At 42.9% G+C, this 20,284-nt stretch carries 14 protein-coding genes and 1 tRNA gene; 1 reads left to right on the forward strand and 14 read right to left on the reverse strand.

Annotation, left to right across the window (positions count from 1 at the left end):
- Positions 1-172: 172 nt before the first annotated feature.
- The 14 genes from rpoC to E0H87_RS06870 all read right to left on the reverse strand — a co-directional run bounded on the left by rpoC (position 173) and on the right by E0H87_RS06870 (position 18,740).
- Positions 173-4,372 (reverse strand): DNA-directed RNA polymerase subunit beta', encoded by a 4,200-nt coding sequence (gene rpoC / locus E0H87_RS06805; RefSeq protein WP_131322892.1) that lies wholly within the window; start codon positions 4,370-4,372, stop codon positions 173-175.
- A 156-nt stretch (positions 4,373-4,528) separates the two neighbouring features.
- On the reverse strand, positions 4,529-8,617 hold the full coding sequence (gene rpoB, locus E0H87_RS06810; RefSeq protein WP_131322893.1) for a DNA-directed RNA polymerase subunit beta: 4,089 nt from the start codon (positions 8,615-8,617) through the stop codon (positions 4,529-4,531).
- Positions 8,618-8,923: 306 nt separating this feature from the next.
- Positions 8,924-9,289, reverse strand: coding sequence for a 50S ribosomal protein L7/L12 (gene rplL / locus E0H87_RS06815; protein ID WP_131322894.1), 366 nt, complete (start codon positions 9,287-9,289; stop codon positions 8,924-8,926).
- A gap of 42 nt (positions 9,290-9,331) precedes the next feature.
- Positions 9,332-9,838, reverse strand: coding sequence for a 50S ribosomal protein L10 (rplJ, locus tag E0H87_RS06820; RefSeq protein WP_131322895.1), 507 nt, complete (start codon positions 9,836-9,838; stop codon positions 9,332-9,334).
- 300 nt (positions 9,839-10,138) lie between these two features.
- Positions 10,139-10,834, reverse strand: a complete 696-nt coding sequence (rplA, locus tag E0H87_RS06825; protein ID WP_100242784.1) for a 50S ribosomal protein L1 — start codon at positions 10,832-10,834, stop codon at positions 10,139-10,141.
- A gap of 3 nt (positions 10,835-10,837) precedes the next feature.
- Entirely contained in the window at positions 10,838-11,266 is a 429-nt protein-coding gene (gene rplK, locus E0H87_RS06830) for a 50S ribosomal protein L11 (protein ID WP_004637639.1), read from the reverse strand.
- A 116-nt stretch (positions 11,267-11,382) separates the two neighbouring features.
- Positions 11,383-11,916 (reverse strand): transcription termination/antitermination protein NusG, encoded by a 534-nt coding sequence (gene nusG / locus E0H87_RS06835; RefSeq protein ID WP_116758815.1) that lies wholly within the window; start codon positions 11,914-11,916, stop codon positions 11,383-11,385.
- Positions 11,917-11,923: 7 nt separating this feature from the next.
- Positions 11,924-12,364 carry a preprotein translocase subunit SecE gene (gene secE / locus E0H87_RS06840; protein ID WP_131322896.1) on the reverse strand — a complete coding sequence of 147 codons (441 nt, stop codon included), beginning with the start codon at positions 12,362-12,364 and terminating at the stop codon, positions 11,924-11,926.
- Positions 12,365-12,439: 75 nt separating this feature from the next.
- Positions 12,440-12,515, reverse strand: a tRNA-Trp gene (locus tag E0H87_RS06845).
- 49 nt (positions 12,516-12,564) lie between these two features.
- Positions 12,565-13,755, reverse strand: a complete 1,191-nt coding sequence (tuf, locus tag E0H87_RS06850; RefSeq protein ID WP_131262925.1) for an elongation factor Tu — start codon at positions 13,753-13,755, stop codon at positions 12,565-12,567.
- A 94-nt stretch (positions 13,756-13,849) separates the two neighbouring features.
- Entirely contained in the window at positions 13,850-15,988 is a 2,139-nt protein-coding gene (gene fusA, locus E0H87_RS06855) for an elongation factor G (protein ID WP_131322897.1), read from the reverse strand.
- A 129-nt stretch (positions 15,989-16,117) separates the two neighbouring features.
- Positions 16,118-16,588: a 30S ribosomal protein S7 gene (gene rpsG, locus E0H87_RS06860; protein WP_016167282.1), complete on the reverse strand. Its 471-nt coding sequence runs from the start codon at positions 16,586-16,588 to the stop codon at positions 16,118-16,120.
- 177 nt (positions 16,589-16,765) lie between these two features.
- A complete protein-coding gene (gene rpsL, locus E0H87_RS06865) occupies positions 16,766-17,140 on the reverse strand; it encodes a 30S ribosomal protein S12 (RefSeq protein WP_002050319.1) in 375 nt (124 codons plus the stop codon).
- Between the two features lie 154 nt (positions 17,141-17,294).
- Positions 17,295-18,740, reverse strand: coding sequence for an EcsC family protein (locus E0H87_RS06870; protein WP_131322898.1), 1,446 nt, complete (start codon positions 18,738-18,740; stop codon positions 17,295-17,297).
- Between the two features lie 271 nt (positions 18,741-19,011).
- On the opposite strand from E0H87_RS06870, the gene E0H87_RS06875 reads away from it, so the two are divergent.
- The gene (locus E0H87_RS06875) at positions 19,012-20,241 is read left to right on the forward strand and encodes a beta-ketoacyl synthase N-terminal-like domain-containing protein (protein ID WP_131322899.1); all 1,230 of its coding nucleotides are present in this window, start codon (positions 19,012-19,014) and stop codon (positions 20,239-20,241) included.
- Positions 20,242-20,284: the final 43 nt, after the last annotated feature.

Raw genomic sequence — 20,284 nt, forward strand, 5'->3', positions numbered from 1 at the left:
AGGCTGTGGGGCCAAAAAGATCATGCCCAATACTGGAACAAACATCACGATCAATAAAATAATGAAAATCTGTCGAATTTGAATCACCATTTCTAATATGTATAGATTTGATTCTGATCAGTATATAAAAAAGCCACCCGAAGGTGGCTTTTTATGAGAGCTTAAGGACTAATTACAGACCGTTAAACTCATCGTTAAATGCTTGGCTAAGCGCTTGGTCTACGTCAGAGAAATCATTGTGAAGCTCAATCTCTGCAGCTTCTGCTTCTTGACGACGACGCTCTAAGTGATACGCCAAACCTGTACCTGCAGGGATCAAACGCCCCACAACAACGTTCTCTTTCAAACCACGTAAATCATCTTCTTTACCTGTTACAGCCGCTTCAGTTAACACACGTGTTGTTTCCTGGAACGATGCAGCAGAGATGAACGAGTCAGTAGAAAGCGATGCTTTGGTAATACCCATCAACTGGCGTTCAAACTTCGCTGGGAACTTATTCTGTGCAAGCACAGCTTGGTTTTCACCCATAACACGGATGTAATCCACTTGTTCGCCTTTGATGAAGCTCGTATCACCACCATCAGTGATATCAACTTTACGCAACATTTGACGTACGATGACTTCAATGTGCTTGTCGTTGATTTTTACACCTTGCAGACGGTAAACGTCTTGAACTTCGTTCACGATGTAGTTGGTCAACGCAACTTCGCCTTTCAAGCGTAAGATGTCATGTGGGTTTTGTGGACCGTCAGAAACAGTCTCACCACGGTTCACATGTTCACCTTCGAACACGTTCATGGTACGCCATTTTGGAATCAGTTCTTCGTAGATCTCAGAACCATCATCTGGTGTAATCACTAAACGGTTCTTACCTTTAGTCTCTTTACCAAAGCTTACAACACCTGAAATTTCAGCAAGAATTGCATGTTCTTTCGGTTTACGTGCTTCGAACAAGTCAGCTACACGCGGTAGACCACCGGTAATATCACGCGTACGTGAAGTTTCTTGAGGTACACGACCAATTACATCACCCACACCAATTGTTTCGCCATCACGGACAGAAAGAATGGTGTTTTGTGGTAGGAAGTAGAACTGCTCACCACCATCAGTCGTATCAAGAACAACCGCAGGACGTAAATCTTTACCAGACGCAGGACGTGCTGTAACAGGCAAGATTTCAACCGTCGTCATACCTGTTGCATCATCCGTCTTAGATGTTGCTGTTACACCGTCAGCGATTTGGCTGAAACGGATTTTACCTGCAACTTCTGTAACGAGTGGATGTGTATGTGGATCCCAAGTCGCTACGATACCACCCGCTTCAACAGCTTCGCCATCTTTCAACAAGATTGACGCACCGTATGGCAGTTTATAACGCTCACGCTCACGACCTAAGTCATCTGCAATACCGATTTCACCTGAACGTGAAACAGAGACCAAGTGACCTTTGGCATGTTGTACAGTTTTCACATTATGGAAACGTACAGTACCTTTGTTACGAACTTGTACACTGTTTGCCGCAGAAGTTCGGCTCGCTGCACCACCCACGTGGAAGGTACGCATCGTTAACTGTGTACCTGGCTCACCAATCGATTGAGCAGCCATTACACCTACAGATTCACCTGGGTTCACCAAGTGACCGCGTGCCAAGTCACGACCATAACATTTCGCACACACGCCAAATGTAGATTCACAGTTTACAACCGAACGAACTTTAACTTCATCGACACCCGCTTCTTCAAGGAAGTTCGCAAGTTTTTCGTCAATTAAAGTGTTACGTGGCAGGATAACGTCGTCAGAACCCGCTTTCTTCACGTCTTCTGCAACTACACGACCCAATACTCGAGTACCTAAGTTCTCGATTACGTCACCGCCTTGAATGAACGGAGTCATCACAAGACCGCCCAACGTACCACAATCAGGTTCAGTAATAACTAAATCTTGTGCTACATCTACCAGACGACGTGTTAAGTAACCAGAGTTCGCCGTTTTCAATGCTGTATCGGCCAAACCTTTACGTGCACCGTGCGTCGAAATAAAGTACTGAAGTACCGTTAAGCCTTCACGGAAGTTCGCCTTAATTGGCGTTTCAATGATCGAGCCATCCGGTTTTGCCATCAAACCACGCATACCCGCTAACTGACGAATCTGAGCTGCCGAACCACGGGCACCTGAGTCAGACATCATATAGATCGAGTTGAATGATTTTTGCTTCTCATCTTCACCCTGTTTATTTTTCACAGTGGTGTAAGACAAGTTGTCCATCATCGCTTTCGCAACTTGGTCATTGGTACGTGCCCAAATATCGACTACTTTGTTATAGCGCTCACCCGCTGTTACAAAGCCTTGTTCGAACTGTTGTTCGATTTCACGAACTTCAGTTTCCGCTTTATCGATAATCACTTGCTTCGTTGGTGGAATAACCATGTCTTCCATACCAACAGATACGCCTGAACGTGTCGCTTGACGGAAACCAAGGTACATCAACTGGTCAGCAAAGATAACAGTATCTTTTAGACCCAATTTACGGTAGCAAGAGTTGATTAACTTCGAGATGTTTTTCTTAGTCATCTCAACGTTAATTTGTTGGAAATCCATACCTTCAGGAACAACTTCCCAAAGTAAGCAACGACCCGGTGTTGTATCTACAACGATGGTTTGCTGTTCACGGTTACCATTTTCATCAATGACAGTTTGGTGTACACGTGCTTTAACGCGAGCGTGTAATGCAACCTGACCAGTCGCCAATGCACGGTTAACTTCATGCGTATCCGCAAACACCATGCCTTCACCTTTGGCATTGATTGCATCACGCGTGATGTAATACAAGCCCAAGACAACGTCCTGAGAAGGTACGATGATTGGCTCACCGTTTGCAGGTGACAAGATGTTGTTGGTTGACATCATTAACGCACGAGCTTCTAACTGAGCTTCAAGTGTTAATGGTACGTGTACCGCCATTTGGTCACCATCGAAGTCGGCGTTAAACGCAGCACAGACGAGCGGATGTAAACGGATTGCCTTACCTTCAATTAGGATCGGTTCAAATGCTTGAAGACCCAAACGGTGAAGTGTTGGTGCACGGTTCAACATCACTGGATGTTGACGAATTACCGATGCAAGAACGTCCCAAACTTCTGGAGTCTCGCGCTCAACCATTTTCTTCGCAGCTTTAATGGTGGTTGCTTGGCCAGATGCTTGTAATTTTGCGAAAATAAACGGCTTGAATAATTCTAGTGCCATTTTCTTCGGAAGACCACATTGGTGCAAACGTAAGTTAGGACCTACCGTAATTACCGAACGACCCGAGTAGTCAACACGCTTACCAAGTAAGTTTTGACGGAAACGACCTTGTTTACCTTTGATCATGTCTGCCAAAGATTTCAATGGGCGTTTGTTCGAACCTGTAATTGCACGACCACGACGACCGTTATCAAGCAACGCATCTACAGACTCTTGTAACATACGTTTTTCGTTACGTACGATGATGTCTGGTGCAGCAAGGTCAAGAAGACGCTTCAAACGGTTGTTACGGTTAATCACACGACGATAAAGATCGTTCAAATCAGAAGTCGCGAAACGGCCACCTTCAAGTGGAACCAACGGACGAAGATCTGGTGGAAGTACTGGAAGTACGTTCATCACCATCCATTCTGGTTTGTTGTTCGACTCTTTGAATGCTTCCATCAATTTCAAGCGTTTAGATGCTTTTTTCAACTTCGTTTCAGAAGTTGTTTGTGGAATTTCTTCACGAAGACGAGAAATCTCAGCTTCAAGATCGATGTCTTTCAACAAATCTTGAACCGCTTCCGCACCCATTTTTGCAGTGAATTCATCACCGTGTTCTTCTAACGCATTGAAGTATTCTTCATCGTTAAGAAGTTGGTATTTCTCAAATGGAGTCATACCTGGGTCAGTTACTACATAAGATTCGAAATACAATACACGTTCGATATCACGTAGCGTCATATCAAGAAGCAAACCGATACGGCTTGGTAATGATTTCAAGAACCAGATGTGTGCAACTGGAGAAGCCAATTCGATGTGACCCATACGCTCACGACGAACTTTCGCAGTTGTTACTTCAACGCCACATTTTTCACAAATGACGCCTTTGTATTTCATACGCTTGTATTTACCACACAAGCATTCGTAATCTTTGACTGGACCAAAGATTTTGGCACAGAATAAACCATCACGTTCTGGCTTGAACGTACGATAGTTAATTGTCTCAGGCTTTTTCACTTCACCGTGAGACCATGACTTAATCATTTCTGGTGACGCAAGACCAATACGGATGCGATCAAACTCAACTGGAGCATGACCGTCTGAGTCCGTCTTTTTGCGCATGATATCGAGCAAGTCTTTCAATTTTTTTCTCCGTGTGTCGAGGAGATTTTCACTTCTCGACTGGGTCACAAATATTGTTTTTTCACTGAATAGGGAATCTCAAAAAATCCCCCTAAGTCCCCCTTTACTAAGGGGGACTTCTCCCCTCTTTCTTAAAGAGGGGTCGGGGGAGATTTCTTAGTCACCATTTTTCAGTTCAATGTTGATACCTAAAGAACGGATCTCTTTGGTCAATACGTTGAACGATTCAGGCATACCTGGATCCATATAATGGTTACCATCTACAATGTTCTTATAGATACGAGTACGACCTTCAACGTCATCCGATTTCACAGTAAGCATTTCTTGTAGTGTATAAGCTGCGCCATACGCTTCAAGTGCCCAGACCTCCATCTCACCGAAACGCTGACCACCGAACTGAGCTTTACCGCCCAATGGCTGTTGCGTTACTAATGAGTAAGAACCTGTAGAACGTGCATGCATTTTGTCGTCAACCAAGTGGTTCAACTTGAGCATGTACATATAACCTACAGTAACAGGACGGTCGAAACGTTCACCTGTACGTCCATCATACAATACGGTTTGACCCGAGCGTGGAATTTCAGCCAGCTCTAGCAACTCTTTGATTTGGCTTTCTTCAGCACCATCAAATACAGGTGTTGCTAAAGGTACACCAGCACGTAAATTACCTGCCAATACCAAGATTTCATCATCAGTTAAGCTGTCTAAATCTTCTTGCTGACCGCCCACTTTGTTGTAGATCTTGTCAAGGAAAACACGTAGCTCTGCAATTTCACGCTGTTGTTTGAGCATCTTATCAATTTGCTCACCCAAACCTTTCGCAGCCATACCCAAGTGAGTTTCAAGAATCTGACCCACGTTCATACGTGACGGTACACCCAATGGGTTCAATACGATATCGACTGGTACACCATTGGCATCATGCGGCATGTCTTCAACTGGTAAGATGTTAGACACAACACCCTTGTTACCATGACGACCCGCCATCTTATCACCCGGCTGGATACGACGTTTAACCGCAAGGTAAACCTTCACAACTTTCAATACGCCAGTTGTAAGTTCATCACCTGTAGAAAGTTTGCGTTTTTTCTCAGCAAATTTCTCGTCAATTTCGAAGCTTTTCTCTTTCAAGAACACTTGAATTTGGGTTAAACGTTCAGCAATCGCTTCATCGCTTGGTTGGATTTCAAGTAAATCAACCAGCTCTAAACCAGACAACATATCTTCAGACAGTTTGTCGCCACGCTTAGTACCGCCACCGCCATTCGACTCTTGATTGCTTAACAAGCGAACAATACGTTCACGAGCTGCTTCTTCGAAGATTTTGTATTCTTCTTTCAAGTCTTTACGGTAAGCATCTAATTGCGCCTTTTCAATTGCTTGCGCACGTTCGTCTTTTTCAAGACCGTCACGTGTAAACACTTGAACGTCAATCACTGTACCTTTGGTACCAGATGGAACACGTAAAGAAGAGTCTTTAACGTCAGCCGCTTTTTCACCAAAAATTGCACGAAGCAGTTTTTCTTCTGGGGTTAATTGCGTTTCACCTTTAGGCGTTACTTTACCTACAAGGATGTCACCCGCAGCAACTTCAGCACCGATATATACGATACCTGATTCATCGAGCTTAGATAGTGCAGCTTCACCCACGTTCGGGATATCCGCAGTAATTTCTTCAGCACCCAATTTGGTATCACGTGCAACACACGATAATTCTTGGATATGAATCGAGGTTAAACGATCTTCTTGAAGGACACGCTCAGAAAGCAAGATCGAGTCTTCATAGTTATAACCGTTCCAGGTCATGAACGCGACGCGCATGTTTTGACCTAGCGCAAGTTCACCACCATCAGTCGATGGACCGTCAGCCAATACATCACCACGAGCAACTTTGTCACCCATGCGAACAACAACGTTTTGGTTGATACATGTATTTTGGTTAGAACGTGTATATTTGATCAGGTTGTAGATATCTACACCCGCTTCACCCGCGATCATCTCTTCTTCGTTTACACGAATCACGATACGAGAAGCATCAACGTATTCAATCGCACCACCACGGTTTGCGATAACACACACACCAGAATCACGCGCTACGTTTGCTTCCATCCCTGTACCAACAAGCGGTTTATCCGCCAATAATGTTGGAACAGCCTGACGTTGCATGTTCGAACCCATTAATGCACGGTTCGCATCATCGTGTTCAAGGAACGGAATCAATGACGCTGCAACAGATACAACCTGCTGAGCAGATACATCCATATGCGTCACTTTTTCAGGCGGCATACGCACGAAATCACCTTGGTGACGTACAGAAACAAATTCTTCAGTCAAGTGATTGTCTGCATCAACTGCAGAGTCGGCTTGTGCAATGACGGTGCCTACTTCTTCAATCGCAGATAAGTATTCAACTTCATCCGTTACGCGACCATCAACAACTTTACGGTATGGAGTTTCCAAGAAACCGAAGTTATTACATTTTGCATAAACAGATAGCGAGTTGATCAAACCAATGTTTGGACCTTCAGGCGTTTCAATCGGACATACACGACCATAGTGAGTTTGATGTACGTCACGTACTTCAAAGCCCGCACGTTCACGTGTCAAACCACCAGGACCAAGTGCAGATACACGACGTTTGTGTGTAATCTCAGACAATGGGTTGTTTTGATCCATGAACTGAGACAATTGGCTTGAACCAAAGAATTCTTTGATTGCTGCCGCAACTGGTTTCGCATTGATTAAATCTTGCGGAGACAAGTTGTCTGCTTCTGCTTGGCTTAAACGTTCTTTTACAGCACGTTCAACACGAACCAAACCAACACGGAATTGGTTTTCTGTCATTTCACCAACAGAACGAACACGACGGTTACCCAAGTGGTCAATATCATCCACTTCGCCTTTACCGTTACGAATTTCAACCAATGTTTTTAATACATCAGTGATATCGCTGTTCGAAAGAATACCTTCAACTTCACGTGACTTCTGGTCAGTTCCCACTTCGTAAGGACGACCCAAACGACGGTTGAACTTCATACGACCTACTGGCGATAAATCATAACGCTCAGAAGAGAAGAACAAGTTATTGAATAGATTTTCAGCTGCTTCTTTCGTTGGTGGCTCACCTGGACGCATAACTTTGTAGATTTCAACAAGCGCTTCTTCACGACCCGTTGTTGTATCTGCACGCAAAGAATCCGCAATGAATGAACCACGGTCGATGTCATTCGTGAACAGAATATTGAACTGTTTCACGCCGCCTTCAGCCAATTTCACCATGATTTCATGGCTTAATAAGGTGTTCGCAGCAATGACTTCGCCATCACGTAAAGTGATATCTTCAGCAGTGATACGCTCATACAAGTATTCATCTGGAACAGACAGCTTAGTTAAGCCTGAAGCTTCCATTTGACGTACATGACGTGCGTTAATACGTTTACCTTGCTCAACAATCACTTTACCTTCATTATCGGTAATGTCGAATTGTGCCATTTCGCCACGCAGACGTTCTGGAACAAGGTCAATTTGGTAGCTACCCATATCTAAATAGACAGGTACTTTCTCGTAGAACAAGTCTAGAATTTGTTCGTTGCTATAATCCAATGCACGAAGCACCACAGTCGCAAGCAATTTACGACGACGGTCAATACGTACATAGACTAAATCTTTCGCATCAAACTCAAAGTCTAACCATGAACCACGGTAAGGAATAATACGTGCTGAATAAAGCACTTTACCGCTAGAATGAGTTTTACCTTTATCATGATCAAAGAACACGCCAGGGGAACGGTGTAACTGAGATACGATTACACGCTCAGTACCATTAATAACGAATGTCCCGTTATCCGTCATGAGTGGCATTTCACCCATGTACACTTCTTGCTCACGCACGTCTTTGATTGATTTCGTTTCACGATCTTTAATGATCAAACGAATTTTTACACGCATTGGCGCCGCATAAGTTGAACCACGTAAAATACATTCACGCACGTCAAACTCTGGCTTACCAAGGCTATACTCAACAAATTCTAGAGCAGCATTGCCAGAATAACTTTCTATAGGAAAAACTGAACGAAATGCGGCTTGGAGACCGATATCTTCGCGGTTTTTTGGTGATTTGCCATCTTGCAAGAACGTTCTGTACGAGTCGACTTGAATCGCGAGCAAGTACGGAGCATCCATAACACTAGGCAATTTACCAAAATTCTTACGGATCCGTTTCTTTTCGGTATATGAGTATGCCATCTGGAGTCCTCGGAAAGTAAACTAAACCCGCCTGCAGAACGGGTTTAGAAGGAATTACGCAGGCCGATATGGCCACCACTGTTTACAAATGCTGCAATTTTTAGTGGTATTAAAACGCTTAACAATATTTTTTGAATGGAAAAATATTGGTAAGCGTTTAAAATTTGTCTTTATTGTTTAAATTCGATGATTTTTAAATCAATCAAATTAAAGTCGAGCCGATTATTGTAACGCAAAAAGGCTGATGACCCAAGAGCCATCAGCCATTTTGTGGAGCCGATTATAAAAAATCGACTCCTCTTAAGATTACTTAAGAGTAACTGTAGCACCAGCTTCTTCAAGTTTCTTCTTAAGTTCTTCGCCTTCTTCTTTAGACACGCCTTCTTTAAGAACAGCAGGAGCGCCTTCAACCATATCTTTAGCTTCTTTAAGACCAAGGCCAGTAGCTTCACGAACTGCTTTAATTACAGCAACTTTGTTAGCACCGAAAGAAGTCAACTCTACGTTGAATTCAGTTTGTTCTTCAACAGCAGCAGCAGCAGGACCTGCAGCTACAGCTACAGCAGCAGCAGACACGTTGAATTTTTCTTCGAAAGCAGAAATAAGTTCAACAAGTTCAAGAACAGTTTTTTCAGCAACTGCGTTTAAGATTTCTTCGTTTGTTAAAGCCATGAGAATAACTCCAAATGGATATTGAATGGTGTGGAAATAGGATTAAGCCGCTTCTGACTCGTTTTTCTCTTGAAGCGCTGTAAGTAAGCGACCCAATTTCGAAATAGGAGCTTGAAGAACAGACGCAAGCATAGTAAGCGCTTTTTCTTGGTTCGGAAGGTTTGCGATAACGCTAACTTCAGCACCTTGATAAACTTTGCCATCAAAGGCAGCAGCTTTAAGTTCAAATGCTTTATTAGTTTTTGCAAATTCTTCGAACAAGCGTGCAGCTGCACCCATGTCATCTTCAGAAGTTGAGAAACCGAGAATGGTTGGGCCAACAAGGTCGTCGTTCAAGATATCAAATTGAGTATCTTGAAGAGCGCGTTTAGCTAAAGTATTACGCACGATACGTGTAGTAACACCCAACTTACGAGCTTCAACACGAAGTTGTGTTAATTGCTCTACGCTTGAACCTTGATAGTTAGCCACAACAACAGAAAACGCTTTAGCAGCAACTTCGCTTACTTCAGCAACAATCTGTTTTTTGTCTTCGATAAGAAGAGCCATTGTAAAACCTCCTAACGGTGATTTATGCACCCATACAGGCACACCCCAATTCGTAAGCCCTTTCAGACTTACACGCGGAGGAGGAAATAAATCACACCACCGCGTCTACTCAGACTGGACTATTAAGAGAAAAGCATAAAACTCCCCTCGCCTGAGGTCTTTGACGCTGATAAATATACATTTATCAATTCAAAGTTTGCCTAAGTTCACAAGAACACCAAAACTGGTTTTTCTTGTGTAATATTTGAAGCAATGCTTCAAATATTACTCAGGGCTTTAAAATTCTGTCTAAGTAAAAACTTAGTTAGAAACGTTGTTTACATCAACAACAAGACCAGGACCCATAGTAGAGCTCAAAGTGATCTTTTTGATGTATACGCCTTTAGAAGTTGCAGGCTTTAACTTTTTCAAGTCTGCAATCAAAGTTTCAACGTTTTGGCGGACAGCTTCAGCAGAGAAATCTACTTGACCGATCGCAGCATGGATAATACCCGCTTTGTCAACACGGTAGCGTGCTTGACCAGCTTTCGCATTTTTAACTGCACCAGCAACGTCTGGAGTTACAGTACCCACTTTCGGGTTTGGCATCAAACCACGTGGACCAAGGATTGTACCTAACTTACCTACAACGCGCATTGCATCTGGAGCAGCAATTACTACGTCAAAGTCAAGGTTACCTTGTTGAATGCTTTCAGCCAAGTCATCAAAACCAACGATGTCAGCGCCTTCAGCTTTAGCAGCTTCAGCAGCAGCGCCTTGAGCAAACACAGCTACACGTACAGTTTTACCAGTACCTGCAGGAAGTGTAGTCGCACCACGAACAACTTGGTCAGATTTACGAGGGTCAACACCTAGGTTTACCGCAACATCCAAAGATTCTTTGAATTTCGCAGCAGGAAGACCAGCAAGAACTGCTACAGCTTCTTCCAAAGTGTAAACTTTGTTTGCTTCAATAGCAGCAGCAATGGCTTTTTGACGTTTAGTTAACTTTGCCATGTCTTATAGCTCCACTTCCAAGCCCATAGAACGTGCAGAACCAGCAATGGTACGAACACGTGCGTCTAAATCAGCACCAGTTAAATCTGGTTCTTTAGTAGTCGCAATTTCTTCTAATTGAGCACGAGTCAACTTACCAACTTTAGTTTTGTTAGGTACAGATGAACCCTTTTGAATACCAGCAGCTTTCTTAAGAAGAATAGATGCAGGTGGAGTTTTCATGATGAATGTGAACGACTTGTCGTTGTACACAGTGATCACGACTGGAATTGGTAAACCAACTTCAAGTTTTTGTGTCGCAGCATTGAATTCTTTACAGAATGCCATGATGTTAACACCACGTTGACCCAATGCAGGACCAATCGGTGGAGATGGATTCGCTTTACCAGCTGGAACTTGCAGCTTGATATAGCCGTCAATCTTCTTAGCCATTTCAAATTACCTCTGGGTACAAACGCCTTTGACAGCTCCCCAATATTTCATGCAGTGATAACCACTACAACAACAATGCCCGATTAAATAAATCGGGCGTTTTTAACCAATCCAGATTAAATTGTTTTTTCGACTTGGCGAAATTCCAATTCAACTTGCGTTGGTCGATTAAATACATTAATCGTCAACGTTAAACGTGACTTCTCGTATAGAACTTCTTCCACCACGCCTTTAAAATCGGTGAATGGACCGTCAATTACGAGTAATTCTTCACCTGGCTCAAACATCGTCTTAGGACGAGGTGCTTCACCAGTATTACGTACACGCGCAAGAATCGCGTCTGCTTCTTTTTGCGTAATTGGTGCAGGTTTTTCCGCCGTACCACCAATAAAACCTAAAACTTTAGGACATTCTTTAACAATGTGCCAAGTCTCATCATTCATTTCCATTTCAACTAACACATAGCCAGGAAAGAATTTACGCTCAGACTTACGTTTCTTACCATCCTTCATTTCTACCACTTCTTCGGTAGGAACAAGAACTTCACCAAAGCTATCGGCTACAGCGCTACGCTGGATTCGATCATTAAGTGAACGCATCACCTGTTTTTCATAGCCTGAGTAGGCATGAATAATGTACCAACGTTTCATAGCTCTCTTACCCGATAATAAACTTCATAAACCAGCCCAAAATATAGTCAAAACACCACAATAAAATGGATGCTACAACGACTACAGCAAGAACCTGCCACGATGTGGTCACCGTCTCTTGCTTGGTTGGCCATGTGACACGACGCAATTCAATGCGCGCATCTTTTAGCAAACGAACAAAGCCTTTGCCTTGATGGGTGGCGTATAATAAACCTAAAGCCACAATGATACAAGACAAAATTACACCAACACGCACCCAAATATTATTTGCTGGTGCCCAATATGCTGGCAAATGCTGATTCACCATGGTTGCACCAATAATTAAAATTAATGCAATAATCCATAGCACAACATCTAATGGTGAGCCAGAACTAACAACTTCAGCAGAATTATTTCTTTGAGGGATTGGCGCGTCGCTTAATGCGTCACGCGATTTATCATTCGACATTTTTTTACTCGTCGTAGAATTCGCGATTTATTATATGACTAGTTTAGCCAGCATCAAGCTCTTTTGCGAAAAAAGTGGCAGGCCAGGAGGGACTCGAACCCCCAACATTCGGTTTTGGAGACCGACGCTCTACCAATTGAACTACTAGCCTGCAGTGTAAGTCGAGAATCGAAATTCTCGACTTAAAACTTGTGTACCTATTATGCAGTTACTTTCGCAACAACACCAGCACCAACTGTACGACCACCTTCACGGATCGCAAAACGTAGACCTGGGTCCATTGCGATTGGGTGGATTAATTCTACTGACATTTCAACGTTGTCACCTGGCATTACCATTTCAACGCCGTCTTGTAATTGGATTGCGCCAGTTACGTCAGTCGTACGGAAATAGAATTGTGGACGGTAACCGTTAAGGAATGGAGTATGACGACCACCCTCTTCTTTAGAAAGTACGTATACTTCTGCGTCGAATTTAGTGTGCGGCTTGATTGTACCTGGTTTAGCAAGTACTTGACCACGTTGTACGTCTTCACGCTTAGTACCACGAAGAAGAACACCACAGTTCTCGCCCGCACGACCTTCGTCAAGAAGTTTACGGAACATTTCAACGCCAGTAACTGTAGTTGTTTGAGTATCACGGATACCAACGATTTCAACTGATTCGCCTACTTTCACAATACCAGCTTCTACACGACCAGTTACTACTGTACCACGGCCAGAAATAGAGAATACGTCTTCGATTGGCATTAAGAATGCTTTATCGATAGCACGTTCTGGTTCTGGAATGTAAGAGTCAAGCGCTTCAACAAGAGCAAGAACTGAAGACTCACCGTACTGACCAGCATCACCATTAAGCGCAGCAAGAGCAGAACCACGGATAACTGGAGTGTCATCACCTGGGAAGTCATAAGTAGAAAGAAGTTCACGAACTTCCATTTCTACTAATTCAAGTAATTCTTCGTCATCAACAAGGTCGCATTTGTTTAAGAATACGATGATGTAAGGTACACCAACCTGACGTGAAAGAAGGATGTGTTCACGAGTTTGTGGCATTGGACCATCAGTCGCAGCACACACAAGGATCGCGCCGTCCATCTGAGCAGCACCAGTAATCATGTTTTTAACATAATCGGCGTGGCCCGGGCAGTCTACGTGCGCGTAGTGACGGATTGGAGAATCGTATTCTACGTGTGAAGTATTAATTGTAATACCACGTGCTTTTTCTTCAGGAGCAGAGTCGATTTGTGAGTAATCTTTCGCTTCACCGCCGTAAGTTTTTGCACAAATAGTTGCAATCGCAGCAGTTAAAGTAGTTTTACCATGGTCAACGTGACCGATTGTGCCCACGTTCACGTGTGGCTTATTACGTTCAAACTTAGCCTTAGCCATTTGATTTTCCTTTTTAAACTACTCATGCAGGATCGCTGCATGAGCAACTGGTTATTAACTAAAAAATTAGTTTGGGCTTATAGTAATCGAAAGATTACTCGTCGTCACCTTTTTTACCGCCAGACTGGAATTTAGAAATAATGCCTTCCGCCACGTTACGTGGAGTTTCAGCATATTTAGCAAATTCCATAGAATATGTCGCACGACCTTGAGACATAGAACGCATTTGAGTCGCGTAACCAAACATCTCAGCAAGTGGTACTTCAGCTTTAATTGCTTTCGTTCCACCAGGAAGATCGTCCATACCTTGAACCATACCACGACGACGGTTTAAGTCACCCATGATATCGCCCATGTAGTCTTCTGGAGTTTCTACTTCAACTTTCATGATTGGTTCAAGCAAGATAGGATCTGCTTTCATGAAACCATCACGGAATGCGTAAGAACCCGCCATTTTGAACGATAATTCGTCAGAGTCGACATCGTGGTAAGAACCGTCGAATAATGTCGCTTTGATACCCACAACAGGGTAACCAGCCAATACACCATTCTTCATACGTTCTTGAATACCTTTATCAACTGCACCGAAGAATTCTTTAGGTACAGTACCACCTACAACTTCTTCAGCGAATTGGTATTCTTTACCAGCTTCTTCAACATCCATAGGCTCTAAACGAACATATACATGACCGAATTTACCTTTACCACCAGTTTGACGAACGAACTTACCTTCTTGCTCAACAGTCTTTTTGATTGTTTCGCGGTAAGCAACCATTGGTTTACCAATGTTCGCTTCAACACCGAATTCACGCTTCATACGGTCAACGATGATGTCAAGGTGAAGCTCACCCATACCAGCAATAATTGTTTGACCAGATTCTTCATCTGTACGAACGCGGAATGATGGATCTTCTTTTGCCAAACGACCTAAAGCAATTGACATTTTTTCTTGGTCAGCTTTAGTTTTTGGTTCAACAGCCAATGAAATTACTGGCTCTGGGAATTCCATACGCTCAAGTGTAATGATGTTTTTCTCATCACATAATGTATCACCCGTTGTAACGTCTTTAAGACCTACGCACGCTGCGATATCACCTGCACGGATTTCATCAAGATCTTGACGTTCGTTCGCATGCATTTGCACGATACGACCAATACGCTCACGCTTAGACTTCACTGGGTTATAAACTGGGTCACCTTGTTTAAGAACACCAGAGTAAACACGTACGAATGTTAAGTTACCTACGAATTTGTCGTTCATGATTTTGAACGCTAACGCAGAGAACGGTGCTTCGTCAGATGCTTCACGAGATGCTTTAGTTTCAGCTTTATCGTCAAGAACACCTTCAATCGCTTTAACTTCTGTAGGAGAAGGTAAGAATTGAATTACTGCATCCAACATACGTTGAACACCTTTGTTCTTGAATGCAGAACCACAAAGCATTACTTGAATTTCAGATGCTAGTGTACGAGCACGAAGACCAGCGATGATTTCTTCTTTAGAAAGATCACCTTCTTCTAGGTACTTGTCCATTAACTCTTCAGATGCTTCAGCCGCAGCTTCAACCATCTTAGTACGCCATTCGTTAGCAGTATCAACGAGGTCAGCTGGGATGTCGCCATATTCGAACTTCATACCTTGAGACGCTTCGTCCCAGATAATCGCTTTCATTTCGATAAGGTCTACAACACCTGCAAACGTATCTTCTGCACCAATTGGCACAACGATAGGTACAGGATTACCACCTAGACGAGTTTTAACTTGCTCAACAGCACGGAAGAAGTTTGCACCAGTACGGTCCATCTTGTTCACGAATGCTAAACGAGGCACTTTATATTTGTTTGCCTGACGCCATACAGTTTCAGACTGAGGTTGTACACCACCTACCGCACAGTAAACCATGCACGCACCGTCAAGAACACGCATAGAACGTTCAACTTCGATTGTGAAGTCTACGTGTCCCGGTGTATCGATTACGTTGATACGGTGTTGTGGGAATTGGCTACTCATACCTGACCAGAAACAAGTTGTCGCAGCAGAAGTAATGGTAATACCACGTTCTTGCTCTTGTTCCATCCAGTCCATTGTTGCTGCACCATCGTGTACTTCACCAATTTTGTGAGATACACCTGTGTAGAACAAAATACGTTCAGTCGTAGTTGTTTTACCTGCGTCAATGTGCGCAGAGATACCAATGTTACGGTAACGAGAAATTGGGGTTTGACGAGCCATGATTTCTAGCATTCCTAAATTTTGTTGTTAAAACAGGACGCTTTAAGCTGCTTAGCAACTTAAAGCGATTTGATGACAATTATGTGAAACATAATTGTCATTGTCCTGATTAAGGCCTGTTTTATCCGCTTAGAAACGGTAGTGAGAGAAGGCTTTGTTGGCTTCAGCCATACGGTGCACATCTTCACGTTTTTTAACAGCTGCGCCTTTACCTTCAGCTGCATCAAGCAACTCACCAGCAAGACGTAAAGCCATAGTTTTTTCAGAACGCTTAGCAGCAGCATCTACTAACCAACGCATAGCCAAGGCAGTACGACGGGATGGGCGCACTTCCATAGGTACTTGATAAGTAGCACCACCAACACGGCGTGCTTTTACTTCGACCATAGGACGAACTTTTTCAAGAGTAGTCTCGAAAAATTCAACTGGGTCTACTTTGTTTTTTTCTTGAACGCGGTCTAAAGCACCGTAAACGATACTTTCAGCAATAGATTTTTTACCATCTTGCATTACGTGGTTCATGAATTTAGCGATTGTTTGGCTACTGAACTTAGGATCCGGAAGGATTTCACGAGCAGCAACTACGCGACGTCTTGGCATTTTAAACTACCTATAGATATGACACTTCAGGTTAATCCAGCAGTGGTACAAAGTGTCGTGTACCTTCGCTGGCCTTACTACACGTCGCTTGAATTTCACAAAATAAATGCAGAAATCAGACAAGCGAGACGATAAAGGATTGCAGTTCTAATGAACTAAGATTTTAATCTCGAAAGATTATTTCTTAGGACGTTTAGTACCGTATTTAGAACGTGACTGGTTACGATCTTTCACACCAGCACAGTCTAAAGAACCACGAACGGTATGGTAACGTACACCTGGTAAGTCTTTAACACGACCACCACGGATAAGAACAACACTGTGCTCTTGTAAGTTATGACCTTCACCACCGATGTAGCTAGAAACTTCAAAACCTGAAGTTAAGCGAACACGGCAAACTTTACGCATTGCTGAGTTAGGTTTTTTAGGTGTAGTCGTGTAAACACGTGTACAAACACCACGACGTTGTGGACAAGCCTTCAACGCAGGAACTTTAGATTTTTCAACTAAAGTCGTACGACCCTTGCGGATCAACTGATTTGTTGTTGCCATATGGCAATTCTCCCGTTAATAAAAAGCCCCAAAAAATACTACTTTTTGAGGGCATGCAATTGTAAGTCAAGATGCAAAAATGGTCAACATTCGAGAACGCTCTATCCGCAAACCATCTTGCTTTTCTTGACGTTTTTTGAACAATTTTCGGGATTTATTTTTCATTGGGCGGAATTGGCTTTTTTGTAACCCTTTTGGTAGGGACCTTCCGTGGACGCTTTGCAGCCACTGTTGGCTCTGCCAAAGGGTTTTCAATTTGTTCCGAAACACCATCTACAATAACCTCTATAACATCACTATTTAAGGTTAATGCTGGCTGTTGAAGCTTTACTTCTGCCTGTGGTTCGACCAAATGATCCGCCAGTTTTTCTAAGCCCTGCTCAATTTGCTGTTGTTGCTCAGCTTCATGGTTTGGTTTTGGTGTGGTTTTTTTTCTTACGCTAACTTTGGTAATATTTTTATTATTTTCCAGTGTGGCCTCAGCAACAGCATTGATGGCCTCTGCCTCAAGCAAACTGGGTTGAACCGTTTCGGTAAAGAGTTTTGGTGTGGCTTGAGACAATAAAGCCAATGATCGCTCATAAGCAGTAACCACCGAGAGTTCGAGGTCTTTATGTTGCTGGATATATTGGCGTGCTTGAGCAAAAACCACTTGTGCTTTTTGATTGACATCTTCAATAAGCTTCCAACTATATACCGCACTTAAAGTCGCACTGGCCACAGGCGTCAATTTATCGAGGAAACTATAGTTCGGGACTTTATTCATCCAAGACCATTTATAATCGCCCTGTTCATTGTGCAGCCATTTTTTCAGCATTTCAATGTCATTGCTGGAGCCCAATAAATATTGCAACTGCCCAACGTCGTGTGTTTGCAACATTTTAGACACGGTTTTAATTGCCATTAATAAAGCTTGCTTCTCGGCAATCAGTCCTAAATCAATCTGTTTGAAAATAAATTGGATTATCTCTTGTTCAGTATCCTTATTCAGCTCAAAGCCATAAGATCGCCCGACCTGATAAATGGTTCTCAATGACAAAATTAAAGACAATGGAATATCTACACTGGAGCCGATGGTTCCCGTTGCCCCTGTAAGCAAGCCTTGTAAAGATGCAATCCATTTATTTTGCTCTGCTAAGGCTTGACTGATCCGTTTAGAACGATCGATATCTTGCGTTAAAGTTTCCAGATCACGTACACCAGCCTGATCTAAAACGTCATCGATAGAACTAATATCTGAACTAAAAGCATTCAGTTTTTCAAAAAAATAGTCAGTAATTTTGTCGGTATATTGTGGTGCAACTAAATTTGCCACATTATTCACTTTGGAATAATGTCGCCCTAAAAGTTGTCGGGAAACTTGCGGAAAATGTTCTCGTAAAATTTGCTGTGCATCTTGATATTTTTTGGTCTCAAAAGCTGATTTAGAATGCGCTTTCCCTTCAATAAACGCTGAATTTCCCGCACCTTGCGGATAAGCTGCAACAGAGCCTGGTGCAACATGTTGCAAAACATCTATTCTAGTTTGGCTGAGCTTTTTAGCCACTCCAAAGGCATTTGAGAGGAATCCTGTTGATTGTTTATTATTAGCTTCTGTCATTCTTGACCCTTCTTGTTCAATTCTTTCATTTCTCGCTAAATACTAGGTATAGTCTAAGTTTATCTCAACATCAAACTGTTTCTTTTAGTTAAGAACTTCGCCTAAATTCACTTTTTTCCTTTCTTCCAAATACGCATCATATTTGCCATAAGAATTCAAAAATCTTTCTGCTATCATGATTGCAAATCAAACATATGAAGACTTGTAGCATAAAGGCTCTCCCCTGACTGCATACAGTCATGCAAAATATCACCATATAAGGGATCTTTAGATGAAACGTGTTGTAATTACGGGTATGGGCATCAACTCATGTATCGGTAACACTTTAGAAGCTGTCACTCATTCATTGCAAAACGGGATTTCTGGAACACGTTTTAACCCAATTTATGCTGAACTTAATTTCAAAAGTCACATCAGCGCAGCAGCAGAGCAAGATTTCGATCACATTGACCGTAAATTAAAACGTTTTATGGGCGTATGTGCAATGTATGCATATAACGCCGCAGTTGCTGCGGTAGAAAATGCAGGTCTAACTGCTGAGCAAATTGGTGGCAATCCGCGCTACGGTATTGCAGGTGGTTCTGGTGGTGGTTCAACTGCTTCTGTGATTGAAATGAAAGAATTGCTCGACACCAAAGGTGCGCGTAAAGTTGGTCCTTTCTTCGTACCACGTAACATGTCGAACACCATCACTGCGAACGTCGGTGTTGCTTTTAAAATGCAAGGTGTTGCACACACGATTACTAGCGCATGCGCAACGTCTGCTGATGCAATTGGTTATGCCTACAACCTAATTCAATTGGGTAAACAAGACTTAATGCTTGCTGGTGGTGGTGAAGAAGATCACTGGTCACAAAGTTTATTGTTTGATGCGATGGGCGCACTGTGCTCAAAATATAACGACACACCTGAAACAGCTTCACGCCCATATTCAGCAGACCGTGATGGTTTTGTGATTGCAGGTGGTGGCGGTTTCGTGGTGCTTGAATCACTTGAACACGCTCAAGCACGTGGTGCCAACATTTTAGCTGAAGTGGTGGGCTATGCTGCAAACAGTGACGGTGCAGACATGGTTGCTCCATCAGGTGAAGGTGCAACACGTTGCGTACTCATGGCACTTGAAGAAGCGAAACAGCATGGCGTAGACAAGATTGACTATGTGAATACGCATGGTACGTCGACACCTGCGGGTGATGTGACTGAATTGTTGGCAATGGAACGCGCATTTGGTGAAGGTCAAGTCCCTCCTCTCAGCTCAACCAAGTCAATGACTGGTCACAGCTTAGGTGCTGCTGGCGTACAAGAAGCAATTTATTCTGTATTGATGATGCAAAATGACTTTATTGCACCAAACATCAACGTGACTGAACTGGATGAAGGCGCAAAACCATTTGATATCGTGCTTGAAAAACGTGACGCAAAATTGAATACTGTGATGAGTAACAGTTTCGGTTTTGGCGGTGTAAATGCTTGTCTCATTTTCAAAAAATGGGAAAGTTAATTTAAGAAATCTTGATCATTCATTGCTGATGCAGTGAATGATC

Origin of the sequence: Acinetobacter sp. ANC 4178, assembly GCF_004331175.1 — a bacterium.
In the GTDB taxonomy this organism is placed as follows: Bacteria; Pseudomonadota; Gammaproteobacteria; order Pseudomonadales; family Moraxellaceae; genus Acinetobacter.